20 protein-coding genes and 1 tRNA gene are annotated in these 20,474 nt (G+C 38.5%); 17 read left to right on the forward strand and 4 right to left on the reverse strand.

Going from position 1 to position 20,474, the window contains the following annotated elements; all coding sequences use genetic code 11:
- The first annotated feature begins 246 nt into the window (after positions 1-246).
- The 4 genes from ACFPIB_RS12255 (at position 247) to ACFPIB_RS12270 (ending at position 2,583) form a co-directional block, all read left to right on the forward strand.
- A complete protein-coding gene (locus ACFPIB_RS12255; protein WP_378017751.1) occupies positions 247-606 on the forward strand; it encodes a hypothetical protein in 360 nt (119 codons plus the stop codon).
- 65 nt (positions 607-671) lie between these two features.
- On the forward strand, positions 672-953 hold the full coding sequence (locus ACFPIB_RS12260) for a hypothetical protein (RefSeq protein ID WP_378017752.1): 282 nt from the start codon (positions 672-674) through the stop codon (positions 951-953).
- Positions 954-1,060: 107 nt separating this feature from the next.
- On the forward strand, positions 1,061-2,059 hold the full coding sequence (locus ACFPIB_RS12265; RefSeq protein WP_378017753.1) for a DUF3871 family protein: 999 nt from the start codon (positions 1,061-1,063) through the stop codon (positions 2,057-2,059).
- 65 nt (positions 2,060-2,124) lie between these two features.
- Positions 2,125-2,583 carry a JAB domain-containing protein gene (locus tag ACFPIB_RS12270; RefSeq protein ID WP_378017754.1) on the forward strand — a complete coding sequence of 153 codons (459 nt, stop codon included), beginning with the start codon at positions 2,125-2,127 and terminating at the stop codon, positions 2,581-2,583.
- A 272-nt stretch (positions 2,584-2,855) separates the two neighbouring features.
- On the opposite strand, the gene ACFPIB_RS12275 is transcribed toward ACFPIB_RS12270, so the two are convergent.
- Entirely contained in the window at positions 2,856-3,863 is a 1,008-nt protein-coding gene (locus ACFPIB_RS12275) for a GTP pyrophosphokinase (protein WP_378017755.1), read from the reverse strand.
- A 1-nt stretch (position 3,864) separates the two neighbouring features.
- Positions 3,865-4,938, reverse strand: a complete 1,074-nt coding sequence (locus ACFPIB_RS12280; protein WP_378017756.1) for a hypothetical protein — start codon at positions 4,936-4,938, stop codon at positions 3,865-3,867.
- Positions 4,939-5,154: 216 nt separating this feature from the next.
- On the opposite strand from ACFPIB_RS12280, the gene ACFPIB_RS12285 reads away from it, so the two are divergent.
- From ACFPIB_RS12285 to ACFPIB_RS12345, 13 genes are all read left to right on the forward strand, one after another.
- Positions 5,155-5,835, forward strand: a complete 681-nt coding sequence (locus ACFPIB_RS12285; RefSeq protein WP_378017757.1) for an SOS response-associated peptidase — start codon at positions 5,155-5,157, stop codon at positions 5,833-5,835.
- A gap of 104 nt (positions 5,836-5,939) precedes the next feature.
- Entirely contained in the window at positions 5,940-6,395 is a 456-nt protein-coding gene (locus tag ACFPIB_RS12290; RefSeq protein ID WP_378017758.1) for a LexA family protein, read from the forward strand.
- On the forward strand, positions 6,392-7,666 hold the full coding sequence (locus ACFPIB_RS12295) for a Y-family DNA polymerase (RefSeq protein ID WP_378017759.1): 1,275 nt from the start codon (positions 6,392-6,394) through the stop codon (positions 7,664-7,666). The genes ACFPIB_RS12290 and ACFPIB_RS12295 overlap by 4 nt, the downstream gene beginning before the upstream one ends.
- Before the next feature lie 350 nt (positions 7,667-8,016).
- A complete protein-coding gene (locus ACFPIB_RS12300; protein WP_378017760.1) occupies positions 8,017-8,991 on the forward strand; it encodes a YiiX/YebB-like N1pC/P60 family cysteine hydrolase in 975 nt (324 codons plus the stop codon).
- Positions 8,992-9,775: 784 nt separating this feature from the next.
- Entirely contained in the window at positions 9,776-10,060 is a 285-nt protein-coding gene (locus tag ACFPIB_RS12305) for a helix-turn-helix domain-containing protein (protein WP_378017761.1), read from the forward strand.
- Positions 10,061-10,075: 15 nt separating this feature from the next.
- Positions 10,076-12,868: an N-6 DNA methylase gene (locus ACFPIB_RS12310; protein WP_378017762.1), complete on the forward strand. Its 2,793-nt coding sequence runs from the start codon at positions 10,076-10,078 to the stop codon at positions 12,866-12,868.
- Positions 12,869-12,871: 3 nt separating this feature from the next.
- A complete protein-coding gene (locus ACFPIB_RS12315) occupies positions 12,872-14,239 on the forward strand; it encodes a restriction endonuclease subunit S (protein ID WP_378017763.1) in 1,368 nt (455 codons plus the stop codon).
- Positions 14,236-14,871 (forward strand): restriction system modified-DNA reader domain-containing protein, encoded by a 636-nt coding sequence (locus tag ACFPIB_RS12320; RefSeq protein ID WP_378017764.1) that lies wholly within the window; start codon positions 14,236-14,238, stop codon positions 14,869-14,871. The genes ACFPIB_RS12315 and ACFPIB_RS12320 overlap by 4 nt, the downstream gene beginning before the upstream one ends.
- A gap of 5 nt (positions 14,872-14,876) precedes the next feature.
- A complete protein-coding gene (locus ACFPIB_RS12325) occupies positions 14,877-15,254 on the forward strand; it encodes a hypothetical protein (RefSeq protein ID WP_378017765.1) in 378 nt (125 codons plus the stop codon).
- On the forward strand, positions 15,232-15,411 hold the full coding sequence (locus ACFPIB_RS12330) for a DNA modification system-associated small protein (protein WP_378017766.1): 180 nt from the start codon (positions 15,232-15,234) through the stop codon (positions 15,409-15,411). Before ACFPIB_RS12325 ends, ACFPIB_RS12330 begins: the two co-directional genes overlap by 23 nt.
- A 2-nt stretch (positions 15,412-15,413) precedes the next feature.
- The gene (dndD, locus tag ACFPIB_RS12335) at positions 15,414-17,396 is read left to right on the forward strand and encodes a DNA sulfur modification protein DndD (RefSeq protein WP_378017767.1); all 1,983 of its coding nucleotides are present in this window, start codon (positions 15,414-15,416) and stop codon (positions 17,394-17,396) included.
- Positions 17,397-17,405: 9 nt separating this feature from the next.
- Positions 17,406-18,932, forward strand: coding sequence for a DndE family protein (locus ACFPIB_RS12340; RefSeq protein ID WP_378017768.1), 1,527 nt, complete (start codon positions 17,406-17,408; stop codon positions 18,930-18,932).
- Positions 18,933-18,958: 26 nt separating this feature from the next.
- On the forward strand, positions 18,959-19,093 hold the full coding sequence (locus ACFPIB_RS12345) for a hypothetical protein (RefSeq protein WP_378017769.1): 135 nt from the start codon (positions 18,959-18,961) through the stop codon (positions 19,091-19,093).
- A 345-nt stretch (positions 19,094-19,438) separates the two neighbouring features.
- Here ACFPIB_RS12345 and ACFPIB_RS12350 read toward each other — a convergent pair.
- Positions 19,439-19,512, reverse strand: a tRNA-Arg gene (locus tag ACFPIB_RS12350).
- A gap of 58 nt (positions 19,513-19,570) precedes the next feature.
- Positions 19,571-20,299 carry a TVP38/TMEM64 family protein gene (locus tag ACFPIB_RS12355; protein WP_378017770.1) on the reverse strand — a complete coding sequence of 243 codons (729 nt, stop codon included), beginning with the start codon at positions 20,297-20,299 and terminating at the stop codon, positions 19,571-19,573.
- Positions 20,300-20,474: the final 175 nt, after the last annotated feature.

Raw genomic sequence — 20,474 nt, forward strand, 5'->3', positions numbered from 1 at the left:
TGGAAGCAAAATCAGCAGAGAGGCAGAATTTGCTCCAAATCTAACTTTATTGGCTCCAATTGTAGCTTTGATATACAATAATATAGCTTTCCCATCGCAACAGCGCCCATACCTTATCCCAATTTTTTTTAGATTTTTTTGCTGCGCCAGTAAAACCCGCCCCCTGGATCAGAAAAAGACCCCGCCTAGGGATCAGGGTTTGGGTACGGTGCCTTTGCTCTATAACCAATCTCATTATATAAGACTATGGTAAAAGTTATCGGCTACCAAGAGCCATCCCTTGGGAAAAAACACAATCGCTTAATCCTGCAGGGCGAAATTGAGATGATTCAGTCTCAACGCGAGAAAAAGATTTACTACGCCACTATCCAGACTTGCACGGTTTCCTGCACCTTCAATAGTGTTCTCTGCGATGGACTTGTAGGAAAAACACTGCCAGGCACCATCGAGAAGATGGAATGCTTGCCATACGAGTTTAAAGCTCCGAATAGCGATGAAATATTGCTATTGGACTTCACTTACTACTACAACCCTTCTCCAAAGACAATGGAGCAAGCGGTTTTCACGAGAAAAGCGACTTCAGTTAATACGTCAAATGTCGCTTGATTAGGGGGGAGAGAGGGCAGTCAGCTTGGCTGTCCTTTTTCAATATAACTAAAACCATAATATTCATGCACCAGGAAGAAAACAAGTCTGATGGGTTTGATCTGGATGAAGACGAAAGAAGCTGCCTGTTTCTGTCAGGTTTCCAGCTGTATCGGGTAAGCTGCCCATTCCAGGTAACGAGCTTGATGAATAACCTCGATCTGAAGGAAGGCAACAAATACACCGTGGAGCAGGTGATTGGATGGGACGAACGTACTGTTCTTTATCGTGTTTTCACAAAGCTCTACCCGCACTTCTACTTTTCATATTCGCCACCAACAAACATCGTCATTTCAGGCCTGAAATAGGTCTGGGATGGTTTCTACGACAGATGCCATTCCATTACCGCATTCAGCTTGCAGTGAAAACCTCATCAATAACTCATTCATTTTATTCACTTTAACCCCTTACAATTATGGAAAATGCAATTTTTCGGGTACAACCCGAGCCACAAGTGCCAATGTACATCAACAACCAGGAGACAGCCCAGCCAGCTGTCTCTTCTGCTTTTATAGAGGCTAATACAACTGCGGTAGCTTTTAGCGAGATTCAGGAAAAACACATAATACCTGTGTACGTGAAGGATAACGAACCGCTGATCAGCCAAGCGGATTTTATCACTTCTACAGCGGATGCAGTTTCTGAACTGTTTCGTGGTGAACAAATCCTACAGCCGCAAATCAGGGTTTCGCATCCTATTAAAGGCAGAACGCCCGATGCCAGGCATAAGCCAGCCAGTCAGTTGCAGGAATGGGAGAAAACGCTGTATTATGAGCGCATGATGTTTGTAATTGAGGTGCCGACAATAATGGACACTATTGATGGCAACCTGCTTACGCTGACAATTGGTGGAGTCAAGGCCTATAATCTCGATAACCTGTATAATAAGAAAGGAGCGGCAGAGCACTTCAAACTATTCGTAGGCTTTAAGAATTTGGTCTGCACGAATATGTGCGTAAGAACAGACGGGTACCTGGAAGATTTCAGGGTAAACACCATTGAACAGCTACGTGCTGGCATTTACAGACTCCTGGATTCCTACGACCAACACCGCCACCTACAGCAGATGCAAAAGCTTACTGAGCATTCTATATCTGAACAGCAATTCGCCCAGCTGCTTGGCAGATGCAGAATGTACCCGCATTTATCAACCGCTGACAGGAAGCAGATCCCAACGCTTTTGTATGGAGATTCACAACTGACAACAGTCTGTCGCGACTATTACAAAGATGTGAATTTCTGCAAGCAGGAAGATGGCAGGCTTAACCTTTGGAAGCTTTACAACTTATTCACGGGTGCGAACAAATCTACCTATATAGATCAATTCCTGGATAGGTCTGTAAATGCAATTGACTTTGCCACTCAATTGCAGGGTGCGTTGGAAGGTCGTAGTGCTTCTTGGTACCTGAATTAATACCAGTTAAATCAATGTTTTACACCCACCTCTGGCTTCAGGGGTGGGTTTTTCTTTATAAACCAATGGATAAAACAACCCAAACTGTGCAGGAAATTCGCCTGCAATATACACCTGACGAGAAACGTATAACTTCGCCAAGCATCACAGATACAGCAACAGCTTACAGGATCTTAAAAGAACATTTTGACCAGGATTACATCTCCATTAGAGAGGAGTTTATGGTTCTGTACCTAGACAATGCTAACCGGGTGCTTGGGGTTTTTAAAGGTTTCAAGGGGGGCATAACCGCAACCGTTGTGGATGTTAGATTGATTATGGCCGTCGCACTGAAAGGTCTTTGCTCTGGAATGATTATAGCCCATAACCACCCAAGCGGTACGCTTTCACCATCAACCGCTGACAAGACTACTACAAACCAAATCAGCAAGGCTGCAGAATTGTTCAACATCAAGCTACTGGATCATATCATACTGTCACCATTCGATAGCTACTATAGCTTTGCAGATGAAGGAATACTTTAATCCGACACGACAATACTATAAATTAGTAGCTTGTTATTGGGGTTTATACTACGAGATGAAAAAGGGTAGTAGTCTGATAAGGGCTACTACTCTCCCTCTCTCAGATATTGAAAAAAGTGTGTTAAGATCAGGTAATGAGCTGTTCTTTTTGGAGTGAAAGGCACTGATCTTTTTAAATGGTAGCGACTGATCTTTTAGAGATTGCGAATTCTCCTTTGATGATACTTAGTATTATGCTAAAAAGCACTAACCGCCTAACCTTTAACTTCATATTAAGAATGCTGATATGAAACCCCTAGATTCAAAGCAACAGCCTCAAGCATGCTTCCATCCAAATCACAGTTTTTAAGGTCATCTACTCGTTTTTCGAGTAGATAGGCAATCATAATAATGATTGGATGAGAAGAAATCAAAAAATTCTCTAAATTAATTATTCGCTTTAATTTTGTGACATTCGATTGTACAAATTCATTAATTCTCTCAATCCTCAATTTCTGTAACACATTTACTTTCTCCAATTCTTCAATGATAAGTGCGTCAAGAGACAAATTTATACCATCAGTCTTGAACGTAGGATCAAGATTAGCATATAAATTTATTAATTCTCTGAGGAATTGGTTAGGCACGTTCTGATTTGAGTTTATATAATTAAACATTTCACAGAAAAAATCATCCGTAGCCTCCATCAAGGCCATGCTTTTTGCTAGTGTACGTAAAAGGTACCTATCTTGGGTAAAAGCTCCTTTATATACTGTATCGTGGCTTACTTCAGCATAAGCATGTTGAAATAGAGTTTTCACCTGTATTTCACAAGAAATAAAAGGCAGAAATTTATCTGGTACATCAAAAGCCCCTTTCATTGGTTTTACAATTAGATGATAGGCTTGATAATCAAATTCCTTAACATTCTGACTAATCCTGTCTTCCCTATCTCTATCCACTTTACATTCCCAAAACTCTTGTTTGCTTAGAATAGATGTAACTTTTGAGATATTTTCATTAGTTAAAAGCACTACCCTAGTTCCAACTTTATCCTCTATCTCTAATAGAGGATTAGAATATTTCTTTCCACGATGCAGGGCCTTTTGAATGAAAGAGTCTAAGTCCTTAACTCTATTTTTGGGCTTAATTTTAACTGCTGCCAAGTCGAAATCATTCCCTTCTACGGCTAAGAATTCCATTACTTTTAGATCCACTAAATCACCCCATTCTTTTAGAAAAGGTTCAATGGCAGCAAAAAGCTCCCTTAAGTCACGCTCTCTTTCAACAAATGAATTCATGCTATTTCTTCACTGTTGATGGATCACCAGGCAGAACAATAATAGTTGCTCCTGGCTCAATGCTAAGATTGCGTAGTTGATCAGAGTTCTTAATGATTCTCATTTGTTGTTGAATCTGATTCTTCTTACCAGTAACCTTAATACCATTATTAAAATAGATCTGATGGTTTTCTATTTTGTTTTCCAAAAGGGTAGTATCCTTTGGGATTAAATGAGAAAATTCAGATTGAATTTCTTCAGTAAAATCACCTCTCAAATCTGGGGCTATAATCGTTTGCTTTATTTGCTCTGGGTCTAATATAGTAATGTTTTCGTTCGCCATTAGCTCTTCCAACCTAGTTTTCGCTGCATTTTGAGCTTCAAATCCTTGGTAGTTTTGTGCTATAAAATCAACCATTTTGGTATAGAAGCGACTTGTCTGTATTTTTCCATTTTTACTTATATCTAACCCAAGAAATCCATTCCAAAAATAGTCAGAAGGTTTACTGCCAGGAGTGAAATTCTCATCATAGAGAATGGCTGTCCACTCGCTGTTTGGGTAAGATTCTTCAGGATTATCTTTTTTCATTAATATCCCTATTTTAAAAAGCTTGTCTGACTTACTAAGAAATATATCATTAACTAGTTCAAGCATTGGAATCTCTCCTTCACTATTGTTTCGAAGAGCTTCATGTAGTTCAGCCTTAATTGCAATTACTACAGGTTGTGCCAAATTATCTACTGCATCAATAGTAATCATATATCCTCCAGGAATTCCTTGCCGAGTCTGACTTTCAGCTAACTTATTTGCAAGGAGTACTGTTGCATCAAGAAATTCAATATCCTCTAGTGTTCGAAGGTTTTTAGCTATTCCAAAGAAGGAGTATTCACCTATATTGGCAATCGGCAGATCTTCAAATGATTTCCCCCTTTTTCCGAAAGCATCATTAAGACGCACTTTAAATAATGCACTAACTGCAGGATCTAAGACAGTTAAGCAACTAGATGGATCAACTGTAGCACAAGGTAAACTTGGCTCGCGTTTATTAATTGTGTGTATACAAGCTCTAATGAACGTTAAAGCAATAAAGTCCATAATTAAGTAATTCCAGGTGTAGATTAATAAGATGATATGTTTCCTCCTTGAGGTCGCTAATGTACAACATTTAGAGGCTTAACAAAACAGAAGTTAAACAATCTTGCCTTTCTCAAAACTAGCACTGCTAAACTACAAAGGGTGTTTAATCCAGCTCAGGAGGTAAATAATTAATAAGTTGTATCTTCGGGTTGTTGAATAATATTTAATTAGCATATGTGTGGAAGATACACCATCAGCAAAAAGCAGCTAGCTAAAGGGCATCGCTTTGCAACTCAATATTCAAATGTTGTCAATGATCCTAACTACAATGCAGCTCCTAGTCAGAGCCTTCCAGTAATCACTAATCAGGATAAGAAACATATTCAGTTATTCCACTGGGGCTTAATTCCATTCTGGACAAAAGAGCTTAAAGGTGCCAGGAAACCAATCAATGCTAGGGCTGAAACAATAATAGAGAAGCTATCCTTTAGAAGTCTGCTAAAGTCGAAGCGCTGCCTCGTATTGGCTGATAGCTTCTATGAATGGAAGGTAACGCCACAAGGCAAAGTACCTCACAGAATCTTGCTCAAGAACGAGGAGCTATTCACCTTCGCTGGCCTGTGGGATGAATGGGCTGATAAGTCTACAGGTGAGGTGCTGCATACCTTCTCCATTATCACTACTGAGGCTAACGAGTTGGTTCATCCTATCCATGACCGGATGCCTGTAATTCTTACCCCAGAAGCAGAAGAGTTGTGGCTGAATAACGATGAAACCCCGAAGGAGCTTTTAGATCTGCTTACTCCTTATCCTGCTGAAGAAATGAAAGCTTATCCAGTTTCACCTTTGGTTAACTCACCTTTGAACAACTCTCCTGAGTTACTTAATTCACTCTGGTCATGGAGTTTTAACTAAAAATTTTAGTGGTTGTCGATAAGTGTGTGAATAAATAAACCTAATATATTTAGCTTTTCTATGTACTTAACCCGTATTTGCTATATCATTTAGCAAATACTACTATGAAAAACCCACTGAACATGCCAATGTTTAGCACTGACTTGGTGCTCCTCAATGTAGACCTGACCCAGCCACTTTTTCTCCCATTCTTCGATACTAGGCTTTCTGCGGGATTCCCCTCGCCAGCAGAAGACTATTCCATCTCAAGCATTGACATAGGAGAGTTTGTTACTTCTAATCCACTCTCTACCTTCTTTGTGCGGGTACAAGGCGACTCAATGATTGATGCTCATATTACTGATGGCTGTCTGCTAGCTGTTGACAAGTCTTTAATAGCTAAATCTGGTGATATAATTGTAGCAGTCGTGAACAACGAGTTTACTGTGAAGCGACTATCTGTTAAAGCCAAGAAGGTCTTCCTGGTCCCAGAGAATAAGAAGTATCAACCCATCGAGATCACAGAGGAAATGAACTTTCAAGTATGGGGTAAGGTGGTAACGATCATGAATAAGCCATGACTTCTCTCTTTGCCTTGGTTGACTGCAATAACTTCTATGCCAGCTGCGAGCGTTTGTTCAGGCCAGAGTTGGAAGGCAAGCCCGTTGTGGTACTTTCCAACAATGACGGATGCGCTATAGCTAGGTCCAATGAAGCAAAGGCATTAGGAGTCAAAATGGGTGATCCGCTGTTCCAGATACAGGACATCGTCAAGCAACATAATATTCATGTCTTCTCTAGTAACTACGAGTTGTATGGTGATATGAGCTTTCGAGTAGCAGAAACTTTACGCTCGTTCACTCCTAATGTCGAGGTTTACAGTGTAGATGAAAGTTTCCTGGATCTAGGAGAGTTCAAGTTCCTTAACCTGCCAGAGTATGCTCTAAACATTAAGAATAGGGTAAAGCAGAACACTGGCATTCCTGTTTCCATTGGTGTAGCGCCAACTAAGACCCTTGCCAAGGTAGCTAATCGCATTGCCAAGAAATCTCCCAAGGCTAACGGGTGCTTAGTGCTTACAGACTCCTACCATATAGACGAAGCGCTAAAACGCACGGAGATTGGTGATGTATGGGGAGTTGGCAGACAATATGCCAAGTTCCTGATCAACTATGGCATTGCTACAGCTTACAAGTTAAAACACACTAATGACAGCTGGATAAAGAAGCACTTAAGCGTTGTAATGCTCAGGACCGTTAAGGAGCTTAGAGGTGAACCATGTGCCGATCTGGAGCTTGAACCAGGAAAGAAGAAGGAGATATGTACTTCCCGCAGCTTTGGTAAACCTGTGAAGGAGTTTGATGAATTGTTGGAAGCAGCCTCTACTCATGCAGGCAAGTGTGCTTTTAAACTGCGCAAGCAGAAGTGTTGTGCGAAAGAGCTGACTGTATTCGTTCACACCAACCGCTTTGCTGATACGCCTCAATATTTCAACAGTAAGAAGATTCAATTGCCTACAGCTTCCAGCAGTGACCTTGAACTGATCAAACATACAAAGAAAGCACTGGAAAGAATCTACAAGCCCGGGTACCTATACAAAAAGGCTGGAGTGATAGTGAGTGATATAATACCCGGTAGCAATGTGCAGTTAAACCTTTTGGACAAGACTGATCATGGCAAGGAGTTTACACTGATGCAGTTCCTGGATCGTATTACAAATAAGTTTGGTAGGGATTCAGTCAAAGTAGCTTGCCAGGGTATTGACCCAAAGAAGAACTGGAACCTGAAACGGGAATTCATTTCGCCTTGTCGTACTACTCGCTTGAATGAAATTTTAACAATTAGAATTTAAAACTCATAAGCACCCTTCTTTATTTCAGTTTAAATTACCAATTTTCAAGGGCTTAAATTCTTATGAACTTTGGTGCCTATTATTAATATTTGGCCTACCTAGCGTTAAACATCATTTTTGGGCCTGTTTCGATGTAATATTATCTATACTTAATTGTGGAGTTTTCACAAGTAACAAGCCTAAAACTATTAGTGAGTCTGGTTTAAAGTATAAGGTTTCGTATGCTTTGCATACTTTGCACAGTTAGCAAATCCTGCCATTTATGTTTGCTCTTGTATATATTGTTCCATATGTTGTAATTCGCAAATCCTTAAATTAATTACTTCCCCAAAAAGTAGAAAATGTATATTTTGGAAATAGACAAGTTGAAAGTAGGTGACATTATTCTAATCCGGTCAAATTCACGGATTTCTGAAATGGTACGTCGTCTTACAAATAGTCAATATTCACATGCCATTTTATACGTCGGTGTATCTAGTATGATTGATTCAGACGGTTATGGTGTACAATCTAATAACATACAAAGATTATTAATTGATGATCCTGAAAATGCGGTTGTTCTTCGTTTAAAAAGAAGGGGCACAGTACAGGAGATGTTTAATGTGGAAACATTTGCAAGACAGAAAATCGGCACAGAATATTCTACAGAGGAAGCTAAGATAGCTGCAGTTACAAAAGATATTGAAGCAAAAAATCCAAATCGTCAATTTTGTACAAGATTTGTGGCACAAGCATATGATAATGCAGGATTTAAATTGGTACAAAATCCAGATTATTGCACCCCAGAAGATCTTTTAAATTCTGATCTACTTGAGAGAGTACCTGATATGTTGCGAATAGCTTCTGAGAAAGAACTTGAGTTTGCTAATTCTGAAAATCCACTCGAAAAGCAAAGGGATATTCATAATAGTATCTTTCAAAAAGCAAGAGAGTTGACAGGAAGGGATATCCAGACCTTCGAACAATTAGGCCAAGTTATAATTGAGATGCCTGAAATTGATCAAGAAATTACAAATTTCGTTCGTGATTCTGGTTTCTTAACGATGACCGAAGGTGATATTGAGAAAAACCCCTGGCATTATGATGCAAAGAAGATGATTGAGCATTATAAGCATCCTGAACAACTTTTTGAAGTGGCTAAGTTTTATGCTACAACGGAAGAAAAAACCCGAGAGCGCCTTATTCTTACACTTAATTCACTGAAACAAGCCAACAAGGTAATACCTAGAGAATATTTCAAAATGGAAATAGAACTATACCAAAAACTTATTCAATTTAGCTTGCAACGTCAAACCGAGGCAATGAAAGTGCTAAAATATTCTTAACCAAAATTGGCTCAAATCCAGTCAATGAGGGTATTCAATAGGGGATCTTGATAATACGGGCTGTAAGATAGGTGTTAAACTGATTGGATTTTGACCTATAAACAAAGGCTAAGCAGGATGCTTCTAAATGACCCTAATATGAGAGTCTTTTACTGTTTTGCTCTTTGCATTAGGTTTTATATAAACAAATAAATGATAACACCAAACTAAGCCAAATACTACGCTTTACGAGCTCTTGAAGCGAGCTGTTTCTCATTCATCTGAAAAGTTTGGTGTTACCCTTATGAATGCTCATGTAGAGTTAAACCCATACCAGGCAGAAGCCGCATTATTCGCTTTTAAATGTGAGTTTTCAACGTAGGTGGACTAAAGTGACGTAGCTGGTTAAGTAGAATTTAAGGATAAACAGACCACTTAAATCCTTAAAAAATGGAAAAGTAGAAACAGAGTGCCAGCAGCATCGTTCGGGAGATCAAAACAGATTCTTCTATAAAACATCAGTAAACAAAGAAGTCCCGGTGCGAGCCGGGCCTTTTTCTTATAAAAACGCTACCATTTTCGAGCAAGAAACTACCCGATAGCTTGCTTCTGATTGTCGATCAGGTCTTCTGTATCTTCCATCCCAACCTTTTAACAGATCAAGGGATTGGCGAGGTCCCTTTCGTATGTTCCTCGTTTAGAATTGTTCTCAGAACTGATAAGAATCAAATTATTAAAAATCTTGAATATTTGATTGCCTTTCTTAAATTAGCCAAATAATGACAAGTCAAAAACAAAGCAGATAATGCATTTTGGTGAAAAGATCAAAGTGCTGCGTGAGAGCAAAGAGCTTTTACAACGCCAATTAGCCGCCACCTTAGAAATTGATACGCCAATGTTTAGTAAAATTGAACGTGGTGAACGAAGGGCCAAACGCGAACAAGTCATTCAACTGGCAGAACTTTTAAAAACAGATTCTAAGGAACTATTAAGTATATGGCTCGCAGATCAGATTTTTGAGTTAATCGCCAATGAAGATTCAGCTTTAGACGCATTAGAGTTGGCTGAAAAACGAATTAAACAGATTTAAATATAATTATAGCGAATGATCGCAAAAGAATTACTCGATAAGATTTTCAAAGATCCCTCAACCCAATACGATCTTGCAGAATTTAATAACCCTGCCATTGATTATGATGTGGCCCTAAATTTAATTGCAAGACCAGGAACAGGCAGACTCACCGGGAAAACAATTTACTACCTGAAAACTTTAGCGCCTTTCCATTCTGAAAAGGAAGAAGTTCAGGTGTTTGTAGAAGATGGAAAAGCGAACCCAGAAGAAATAATCCGGCAGTTGTGGGTACATCGGCTCATCAATTATTATGGTTATGATAAAGAAGAGATTGAACTAGAAACCCCAGTTGCCTTTGGAACAGATGTTAGTACAAAATTCGCAGATATAGTTGTATACACAAACAAAGAGAAAACTACCCCAAAGATCATTATTGAGGTTAAGAAACCGAAACGAAAGGACGGGATTGAGCAGTTAAGAAGTTACTTAAATGCTAAAGGTTCGCCGATTGGGGTATGGTCTAATGGCAGCGATAAAGTAATTTTATACCGCCCCTACCCACAGGATTTTGACGCTTTGCCGGAAATCCCGAGAAAAGGCCAATCTCCGGAAGATTTGCAAGCTGCCAAACTTACCTTAGCCCATCTGGATAAAAGCTTCGATTTCAAGAAGATCCTGCTCGATTTGGAAGAACTCGTATTAGGTTCTTCTGGTGTAAACGTTTTCAACGAAATTTTCAAGATCATTTTTGCGAAGATCTGGGACGAAAAGCAGGCTATCGAATCACGGCCGGACCAATCTTTAGAATTTAAGTGGTTTAAAGACCCAGAGTTAACATATGAACGCATAAATCATTTGTTCAAAAAAGCAGCTCAGGAGTGGAAAGGCATCTTTGAAGAAACAGACCGCATCCGCTTGCAAAAGGAACATTTGAATGTATGTATTGCTCCACTTGAAAGAAAACGATTTTTAGGCTCTAATCTTCGAATTATTGACGATGCCTTTGAATATCTGTTACCTACTGAAGCTAAAAAGAAAAAAGGGCAATTCTTTACTCCTCGCTTTGTAATTGATATGTGTGTTAGGATGCTTAATCCTAAACGTAACGAATATGTTTTAGACCCTGCTTGTGGCTCTGCCGGTTTCTTGGTTCATACCATGGAATGGGCTTATCCGGCTGAAGGGCCAGATGAAATGGAACTCCGTAAAAGCCGTTATGCTGCCAGGTATTTGTGGGGCGTAGACTTTGAAGAGCAAGCTGCTAAAACCTCCAGGGCTTTGATGCTGATTGCTGGCGATGGCCACACCAATATTTTTGGCCCAGATGTAGACACCTTAGAACCCAGAACCTGGTACAGAACACCATCTGGAAAAGCGCTGATGCAGACGCTTAAAAAGTATAGTCTAACCAAAATAGAAATTCCGGAGGACGAGCTGTTTACGGACGATGAAAATGCCTGGAAATATTTTGAAGACCTTAAATTCGATGTAATTCTTTCTAACCCACCTTTTGCGGGTGAAGTAAAGGTTAAGCAGCAATTGGCGCATTACCAATTAGCAAAACCTGCTTTAAAAAGAGCAAAAGACAAACAGGCCAAAGAAGAACGGGATGTACTTTTTATTGAGCGCATCGTTAAGATGCTGAAACCCGGCGGCAGAGCGGCTATCGTTCTTCCGCAAGGCAAATTTAACAATTCTTCGCTGGCCTTTATAAGGGAATGGATCTTAAGAAAAGCCCGCTTACTGGCAGTTGTTGGTTTACATGGTAATAGTTTTAAACCACATACCGGCACCAAAACTTCAGTACTCTTTATTCAGAAGTATACAGAGAGGGAGTTGCAGGAAATTGAACAGGTACAAAATGAAGTAAAGGCTTCCTGCCCTAATTATGCCAGTCAAATTAGAACTTTATTAGATGCTCATGTAGAAGCAACAGAAGTTCCGGAAGAAATAATACCGGAAAATATTCTGGAATTGCTATTGGAAGAATTTGCAGAGCCCGAGCCGGAAGCTACCGACGATGCTGGAACAGATGAAAAAAAGGAAAATGAAGAGGAAGTAGTTGAAACTGCTGAACCATCTTTAGAAGAACAATTAGAGGCCGCAGATACAAAAATTCAGGAGTTAAAAACTGAGCGCTTAAAAGCTAAAAAGCAATTAGATGAACTTTGCGATGCTGAAGAAGCACTAAAAGAAACGCAAAAAGGAGAATTGGAAATTATTTCCCAGAATTGGGAAGGCAATAAATCTGAATTGCGGGAGCATTTAAAAACAATTAAAGCTGGTCACAACCAAGCCCTAAAGGAGCTGAAAGAAAAGCAGAAAGCTACGGCAAAACAACTCACTGCTTTTCTGAAGCAGTTAGATAGAGACATACCGCAAGCGGAATATGATAAAAACCTCCTTACAAATAAGGGCAAGTTGAGTCTTATTCTAAATGATGATTACCTGCTCCAGAAATTATCAGATCGCTTCATCGATGCAGAAGTAGCCAAACGTCTGGATTACTCCATTTTTATGGCTGTAAGCGAACAGGGTGGAAAAAATAATTCGGGCGAATATGAATATATGCTGGATGAGGATGGTAATATTATGGAGGACGAGAACGGCAACCCGATCTTTAACCAAGACCTGGTAAACTACGAAATTAGCAAAGAAGACTTAGAAAATTTAAAGGCTGAAGAGAAAGAACCCACTTACGAAGACCAACTTCCAATGGCCGCCGACCCAGAGATAGAATATAATGTAAAAGGCAAGCCGTTGGCCATTGCGGAAGCATTCGTGCAGTATGCAAAGGAACAAGGCTTTAACTTTTGGAACAATTAAACTATGGCAGTAATTTCTACTGTAAAATTATCTGAACTTAAACCAGGTTTTAGGATAGATTCAGAGTTTTACCAACCGGATTATCTTTTTCTAGAAAGAGAGTTGAAAGCATTTTCATGCAGAAAAATTAAAAGTTTTGCTAAAGTTACCGATGGTGAACACGGTTCCGTAAAATTAAGGGCTAATGGAATCAAGTATTTAACAGCTGAAAATGTTAAAAATGGATATATTGACATTTCTAAAGTAAGATTTGTAGATGAAGAAGTAGATAGAAGAAATAGAAGGGCATCTGTTAGAGCAGGTGACGTGTTAATTTCAATTAAAGGTACTTTAGGAGAAGTGGCAATTGCAGAAGAGTGGTTATTGCCTGCCAACATGAATAGGGATGTGGCCATAATTAAACCATTTGAAAATTCTGAAATTTTACCCGAATATCTTACAATATTCTTAATGTCAAAGTTTGGCGCATTTCAAGCCAAACGTGAAGGCTCTGGTGGTGTTCAACAAATGATCACGCTGGGAAGGTTAAGGGAGTTTTTAGTACCAAAGCTACCTGAGGAGTCTCAAGAAAAAATTAAATCTCTTTATTTAGGTTCATTAAGTAAAAAAGTTGAAGCGGATTCCCTCTATTCACAAGCTTCAAAATTTCTAGAAGATGCTTTAGGCTTAAACCATATTTCCTTAAAAAACGAAAAAACTTTTACAGCAAAATTAAGCCATATAAGTAATAGAAATAGGTTTGACGGTGAACATTATAAACCAAGATATATACAGCTTAAAGAGATAATAAAAAATTATAAAAATGGATGGGAGTATTTCCTTTTAAACGTTCAATACAAAAGGCCAAACTTTAATCCAGTTAATTCACCAAACAAAGTCTTCAATTATATAGAGCTTTCTGATATTAATTCCAACTTTGGTGTTGTAAATAGTTCTAATTTAATTAAAGGAAAGGAAGCTCCATCAAGAGCCAAAAGGGTTGTAAATCATGGCGATATAATCGTTTCTTCAGTTGTAGGTTCAATTGACAAAGCTGCAATTGTTTCAAAATCTGAGGATAATCATCTTGCTTCTACAGGGTTTTTCCATTTTAGGTCTACCGTTTATTCACCGCAATTTTTGCTTTTATTAGTACGTAGTAAGTTATTTACTGAACAGCTATTTCAGGAATCAACAGGTGGAATTTTAAGTGCTGTTCCAGATTCAAATTTAAGGCACATTATTATTCCAAAGTTTTCAATTGATATACAGGAAACTATTACTGATTTAGTTTCTCGTGCTCATCAAGCACATTGGGAATCAAAAGAATTACTTGAACAAGCCAAACAAGAAGTTGAAACTTTAATCGAACAAACAGAAACTGTTTCATGAATCGTTGGAGTAACTATATTGCCCAAGTAGAATCAGCCGTCCAGGAGCTATCAAAGGAACTGGCCCCATATCTCAATGCGGCTAATAAAAAAGAAAAACAAGCCCAGCTAAATTCTATAGACCAGTCTATTTACCAAATGGAGAAAGGTCATATTAATATTCCAGACGAGTTGCGCCAGCTCAAGCTTAAACTTTTAAAAGACCTGGACCAATTCAAAGAAGCTGAAGCGGCTCAGCAAAAGGTATTAGAGTTACTTCAGCCATTATTGGCGATTGCACCCCAGACAAGAAAACAAACTCAATTTGGTGAAGCACCTAAAAAGGTTAGTAATAAGGTAAGCGGATCCCGCATAGATCTAACAGATCTTTTAACAGCCGGTTACCTCAAACCCGGAATGCAGCTAATTAAAAAATATAAGGGGGAAACTTATAAAGGTACTATTACCGAAGAAGGCTTTATTTTAACCAATATAAGCGGTCAGGAACTTTCCTTTCCTACGCCAACTGCCGCTGCCGAAGCCATTACCTTAAAGGCGCAGAATGGCTGGGTTTGGTGGTCAGTTGAAGGTGATCCTAAAGACAGAACAATTGATTATTATCGCCAGCAGTATAAAGTAAAAACAGGGCAATAGCGTAAATGGGTAGCTTGCAAGACCATTTAGAGGAAATTAATAAGCTATTCCAAAGAATAGAGGAAAATGCTGTTGACTACCGGAAACGCAAAATAATTAAAGACAAGAAGTTTCAATTAGAGGGTATAGAGCAAACTATCAATAAATTAAACAAAAAGGGAGTCGCCGTTCCAGATGATCTTAGAAAGTTAAAGCTTCTGCTTGTTAAGGAGATTGAAGACTTTTATGAGGCAAAAAGAGTAATGAAATTACTGCTTGCCCGATGCAGAAAATTTATTTCAGATCATAAGCAGGAAAGAAAGATGCCACCCCAGAATATACAATTAGATTTATTTGATTCAGGAAAACTAAGCAGCAAAAATGAACCTAAAGGAAGAAGATAAGCAGTTACTTAAAGAACTGTGCAATCAGTATAAAATTTCTTACGAAAAGGTACTGAAGCTTATAGACATTACAAAGGAATATGAGTTTAAAGATCGTAGAACCGGTATTTACGATGCTTTGGCAGAAATAATAAAGTCGGACCTTAAAGCAAACTAACAATGAAGTTTAGAAAACTAATTATAGAGAACTACAAAAGTTTTCAGTTTCCTACTACCATTGAGTTTCCGGATAGTTCTGCTGGTAAAAGCATTTTCCTGATTGGAGGTATGAATGGAGCAGGAAAAACCTCTGTAATGGAAGCTGTAAATATCTGTCTATATGGAGCAAAACCTGATCTAATATACAAATACATCAACCGCAAAGAATTGGCCAAAGGCAATGCTTTTGTTTCATTTGAGTTGCTAATAGAAACTGATGAACTTGAAGAGATTCAGGTAAAACGTACTTGGTCTGCAGGTACGGTAGATTCCCCTAAGCCCAAGGATCTTGAAGAAAAACTCGTGGTTATCAAGGATGGCAAAAGAGTTTCTGTTCAGAATAAGGAAATGTGGCAAGACTATATCAATGCCATGATCCCGAAGGGTATCACCCAGTTTTTCTTTTTCGATGGAGAAAAAATTCAGGAAATTGCTGCAGACGATCACTCAGAAGTTCGTTTAAAATCTTCATTAGAAGCTGCTTTAGGCATTCAATACATTACTCGGCTTGCGAACGATATTCTGCATTTAAAACAAGATGAAAGAAAAAACTTTGTAGAAATATCTGATGAAGATATTGATTTTAAAGAAAGTGAGCTTAAAAGAGAACAGGCCAAGCTTTCGAAAAAACAGGCTGAAAGAAGCGAAATAGAATCAGAACTCAATAATTTTAAATCTGAGTATGAGGGTGCCAAAAACAGGTTTCAGGCTGCCTTTAATGTAGAACCTGAAAGTGCTGATGAAACCAAACAACGGGAGCGTAAAAGAATTCAGCTTGCAACTAAGAGAGGTCAATTAGATAATCAGGTAAAATCTATAATCGACAGGCATTTGCCCTGGGCGTTAGCAAGCAGACTATTTGAGCCACTAAAGCAACAAATTGAGCATGAAAGAAACGCTACAGCATCTAGAGCTATTAGTGACCAAGCAGTCCAATTAGCATTTAATATTGTTTCTGCAGTAGATTATCCACAGCCAATTTACAACACCCCCTTAACAGAAACCCAAAAAAAAGAACTTCAGGAAAGAGTATTGGCTGTTCTTAAAGAAGAGGATGGCCACGATAATTCAGCATTCTTAACTCTTTCTGACCGTGATATAGCCAAAGTACTGAGCAAAATTGAGGAAATAGAACAAAGCGACGTTTTATCCTTAAAAGACTTGTTAGCTGAAAGTACTGACTTAGAAGCACAACTCGGGAAAGTAGAAGGGTCTTCTTTAGGTGTTTCCTCCGATTCTGAAAAGCAACTATTTGAAGAATTGCAACAACAAATGGAAAGTTACCAGAATCAAATTGGTAGGCTTTCAGTCCGGATGCAGAATGTATCTGAAGATGTTCTTACAATAGAAAATCGAATCAAGGACATAGAATTAGAGTTAAACAAACTCTATGAAAAACATCATATGTCAAGGGAGAAAGTCGATGTAATTAAGGAATGTGATGCTATCGCTAACCTATTAAACACTTTTATTATCAGGCTCAGAAAGAACAAAATCCATTTGCTACAGGAGAAAACTTTTGAAATGTATAAACTCCTATCAAGCAAGAGCGGCCTGATTAAAGACCTTGAAATTGATGATAAAACCTACGAAATCATAATTCGTGATCGTAATGGTCATGAAATGAAGAAGTCAGGATTATCAGCAGGAGAAAAAGAAATATTTGCTGTTTCCCTTCTCTGGGGCTTAGCTCAGACTTCTCAACTTAATCTACCAATAATAATAGATACTCCTCTGTCCAGGTTAGATAGTATTCACCGTGATAATATTGTTAATAATTATTTCCCAAGTGCGGCAGAACAAGTAATTATTCTTTCAACAGATACAGAGATTGATAATAATTACTATAAAACTCTTGAAACTCACTTAAGCGGAGCAGGTAAATTAGAGTTTAGTCAAATGAACGAATTAAGCACATTTAAAGAAGGATATTTCTGGAATTAAAATCAGATTATGGCAGATAGATTATATACCTCTCAGAAGGCAGACGAGTATATTAATGGACTTCGTATGGAAAGCAAGCTGGATAAAGCCGTACTTGCCAGAATGGCTTTCGCAGTTTCTTTATCAAAAAATGGAATAGCAGTAGCTAATAGCACCAACTTTAGTGGTGGTGAGATGAAGCGGACTTCATTTTTCAAAGAGGACGAGATTTTTGTCAAAACATTAGTTCAGCAAGTTTATAATAAAGCTGAGATAGAGGATGACGAATTATATAGCAATAGATCTATAATCAAAAACCATGTAGATAGCGGGGCGCAATTACTATGGGAGCTTTTCGAGTCTAATGGTCAGGAAATTTCTAAATGGTACGCTGCACTACTGGAACAAGTTGAATTGAAAGGAGCCAAAGATAAGCTAACAAAAGATCTGGATATTTTTATTGGCAGGGGAATTTTGAATAAGGAAGCTTTAATAATGGAGCTAAACAATACTCAAAAACATGCCAATTCTCATTTGGCAATTATGGGGAAACCCGGTGTAGGTAAAACACAGTTCCTACTCAAGATTTTAGCAGATATTAGAGTTCAGTCCAATTTTCAAACAAACTTTATATTTTTCGATTACAAAGGAGATGTGGTCGATAATGAAACATTTATTGAAGTAACTAAATCTAGATCTTACAGGCTCCTTCAAAACAATGAATCTCTTCCAATCAATCCCTTTGTACTACCTGGATATGATGAGCAGTCTATTCAAGTTTCAGCCAGAGAAAAAGCAGAAAGTTTTGCTTCTATAAATTCTAAATTTGGTGTTGTACAAAAAGGTGCTTTAACTGAAGCCATAACTGCAGCCTATGCAAAGCGTTCCTCTTCTAATGAGCCTTATCCAGATTTTCAGGATATATTGGAAATTGCTATTTTAAATTATGAAGAAGAGGGCAAAAGGGATGACTCACTCATTGAAGTGCTCCGGGATCTTGCAAATTTTAATCTTTTCTGGGCTCATGGAAGCGCCGTAAAACCAATAGAGAAGTTATCAAATCGGTCCATGATAATAGATGTTCATGCAATGCCGGTTTTAAAAGAACTAGTTGGATACCTGGTTATCGAAAGGCTGTATAAAGAGATGACAATGCTGCCAGATAGTCCAGTGAAAGACGGGAAGCGTACACTAAGAACTATCCTAGTAATTGATGAAGCCCATAATTATTTAGGCCAGAAAAATATTTTCTTGCAAAGAATTATTAGGGAAGGCCGTTCAAAAGGAATTGTAGTGTTTTTTGCCTCACAATCACCTAATGATTATCAACAGAAATTTTTCAACTTCCAAGAGCTACTTGAATTTGCTTATATATTCCAATGTGAAGGGGTTTCTTCGTCCTCAATACAAGACATTCTAGGTTGCAATAGTAAAACAGCCAAAGATCTACAAAGTGAAATAGCAAGATTAGAGCCATTTCAAGTAATCAGTAGAAGCGGAAATAAAACTGAAGAATTTGTAAAATTTACTGCTGAACCATTTTATAAGAATTATTAATAGCAAGTAATAATCTTCAAAGGAGTTTGGAGTTAGCACACATAGAAAAAGTACAAGCTAAAGTTGATAGGTTAAAGGTAAATGCAGCTGCAGCTGCAGCTATTTTAGCAAGCCTTAAAGATAATACCAATATTGTCGTGAAGCTTGGTCCATTGTTTTGATAAAAGTAGTAACTAAAGGGCAAGAACATGCCATGATTTACGACCTATCATACGATTTGCGTCAGATCCTTGAAAAGAATGGCTTACAAATAACTGTGCAATCCGTGCAAAGTTTGCAGTCGAGATAAACAATTTGACTTTCTATTCATTGCATGGTTTGCACGGTTTGCACGGTTACAAATTTGGAATGAATTAAGATTTCGAGCTAGAAAGGAGAGGCTGATAAATTAATTTCTAAAGCATTAGCTGAACTATTATTTCCTACTAATGTTTTACCTATGTTTTACCTATAAAATGAAAAACCCCTCAAGATATTGATTCTTAAGGGGTTTTAACTACTAGTTGTGGTCGCGTAGGGAGTCGAACCCCAAACCTTCTGATTCGTAGTCAGATGCTCTATCCAGTTGAGCTACGTGACCGTTTTGCTGTAATGCGATGCAAAGGTGCGAAGAATTCTGATACTTGTCAAGTGTCTGCTTAAAATTTTTCCATATTTTTTTCAGAACTGCGCTTTAAAGCCTTTTTAATGGCATTATTGAGTAAATAATATAGCCCGAAAATCGAGATCACGATCAGGCCAATAAGCAATATTTTACCGAAAATACCTTCGTTGGGGTCTTTCAGGAGCGTTAATAAGCTGCTAGCCTGGGTGCCTACCCAAAAAAAGAACAGCGTGCGCGGCAGCATCCCGGCCATGCTGGCGATTAAAAATTTCCGGAGCGGCACTTTTATAATGGAAAGCACAAAAGTCATGAAAGCAAATGGCAGAACCGGGGAAATACGCGAAAGAATGATCAGTTCCCAGCTGTGGTGTTTCAGTTCGTCCATTACCAAAGCGGCTTTCGGGAAATGGTTGATGAAAGCTGTCATGCGGCCGTGGTCTATAAATTGGGCAGTTTTGTAACCAATAAAAGCGGCAATGCCATACGAAATCACCACGCCCGGGAAGCCAATCCAACCCAGAAAGAAGCCGGTAACCAGCGCAACAAACGTAGTAGGGGTAAGGGCAAAAGACATGGTAATAGAAGCCACTAAAAAATAAGCGATCATCTGCCACCAATTCAGGTTCTGGAAAAAATCCTGGTGTTCGTAAAAGAAATAGATCAGAAAAGAACTGGCCAGAACCGGCACCGCAATTAGCAAGACCAGCGAAACCAAGGTGCTCCGGTTTTCCCGGAAAAGTTCTTTAACAGCGTTTATGGGCATGAAGCGAATTATTGAGTTAGTGAATGCTGGAATGATTGAATAAGAATAGCAGAGTTTTTTTATTCTCCCTTTCACTCATTCAAACATGCAGTTATTAAAAAAAACGGTAGGGTTTTTACGGTAAAAAGTCGGGCTTGGGTAAAAACTTTACGGCAGCGATGTTCGGTTAAAAATT

The sequence above is a fragment of the Adhaeribacter terreus genome, assembly GCF_042657365.1.
GTDB classification, from domain to species: Bacteria; Bacteroidota; Bacteroidia; order Cytophagales; family Hymenobacteraceae; genus Adhaeribacter_A; species Adhaeribacter_A terreus.

Excerpts from the sequence above, each read along its gene's own strand:
- ACFPIB_RS12255 (WP_378017751.1), top strand. The coding sequence starts at position 247 with ATGGTAAAAGTTATCGGCTACCAAGAGCCATCCCTTGGGAAAAAACAC.
- ACFPIB_RS12330 (WP_378017766.1), top strand. The coding sequence starts at position 15,232 with ATGAACCTAAAGGAAGAAGATAAGCAGTTACTTAAAGAACTGTGCAAT.
- ACFPIB_RS12295 (WP_378017759.1), top strand. The coding sequence starts at position 6,392 with ATGACTTCTCTCTTTGCCTTGGTTGACTGCAATAACTTCTATGCCAGC.
- ACFPIB_RS12340 (WP_378017768.1), top strand. The coding sequence starts at position 17,406 with ATGGCAGATAGATTATATACCTCTCAGAAGGCAGACGAGTATATTAAT.
- ACFPIB_RS12310 (WP_378017762.1), top strand. The coding sequence starts at position 10,076 with ATGATCGCAAAAGAATTACTCGATAAGATTTTCAAAGATCCCTCAACC.
- ACFPIB_RS12275 (WP_378017755.1), bottom strand. The coding sequence starts at position 3,863 with ATGAATTCATTTGTTGAAAGAGAGCGTGACTTAAGGGAGCTTTTTGCT.
- ACFPIB_RS12260 (WP_378017752.1), top strand. The coding sequence starts at position 672 with ATGCACCAGGAAGAAAACAAGTCTGATGGGTTTGATCTGGATGAAGAC.
- ACFPIB_RS12265 (WP_378017753.1), top strand. The coding sequence starts at position 1,061 with ATGGAAAATGCAATTTTTCGGGTACAACCCGAGCCACAAGTGCCAATG.
- ACFPIB_RS12290 (WP_378017758.1), top strand. The coding sequence starts at position 5,940 with ATGAAAAACCCACTGAACATGCCAATGTTTAGCACTGACTTGGTGCTC.
- ACFPIB_RS12280 (WP_378017756.1), bottom strand. The coding sequence starts at position 4,938 with ATGGACTTTATTGCTTTAACGTTCATTAGAGCTTGTATACACACAATT.
- ACFPIB_RS12285 (WP_378017757.1), top strand. The coding sequence starts at position 5,155 with ATGTGTGGAAGATACACCATCAGCAAAAAGCAGCTAGCTAAAGGGCAT.
- ACFPIB_RS12320 (WP_378017764.1), top strand. The coding sequence starts at position 14,236 with ATGAATCGTTGGAGTAACTATATTGCCCAAGTAGAATCAGCCGTCCAG.
- dndD (WP_378017767.1), top strand. The coding sequence starts at position 15,414 with ATGAAGTTTAGAAAACTAATTATAGAGAACTACAAAAGTTTTCAGTTT.
- ACFPIB_RS12355 (WP_378017770.1), bottom strand. The coding sequence starts at position 20,299 with ATGCCCATAAACGCTGTTAAAGAACTTTTCCGGGAAAACCGGAGCACC.
- ACFPIB_RS12305 (WP_378017761.1), top strand. The coding sequence starts at position 9,776 with ATGCATTTTGGTGAAAAGATCAAAGTGCTGCGTGAGAGCAAAGAGCTT.
- ACFPIB_RS12270 (WP_378017754.1), top strand. The coding sequence starts at position 2,125 with ATGGATAAAACAACCCAAACTGTGCAGGAAATTCGCCTGCAATATACA.
- ACFPIB_RS12315 (WP_378017763.1), top strand. The coding sequence starts at position 12,872 with ATGGCAGTAATTTCTACTGTAAAATTATCTGAACTTAAACCAGGTTTT.
- ACFPIB_RS12325 (WP_378017765.1), top strand. The coding sequence starts at position 14,877 with ATGGGTAGCTTGCAAGACCATTTAGAGGAAATTAATAAGCTATTCCAA.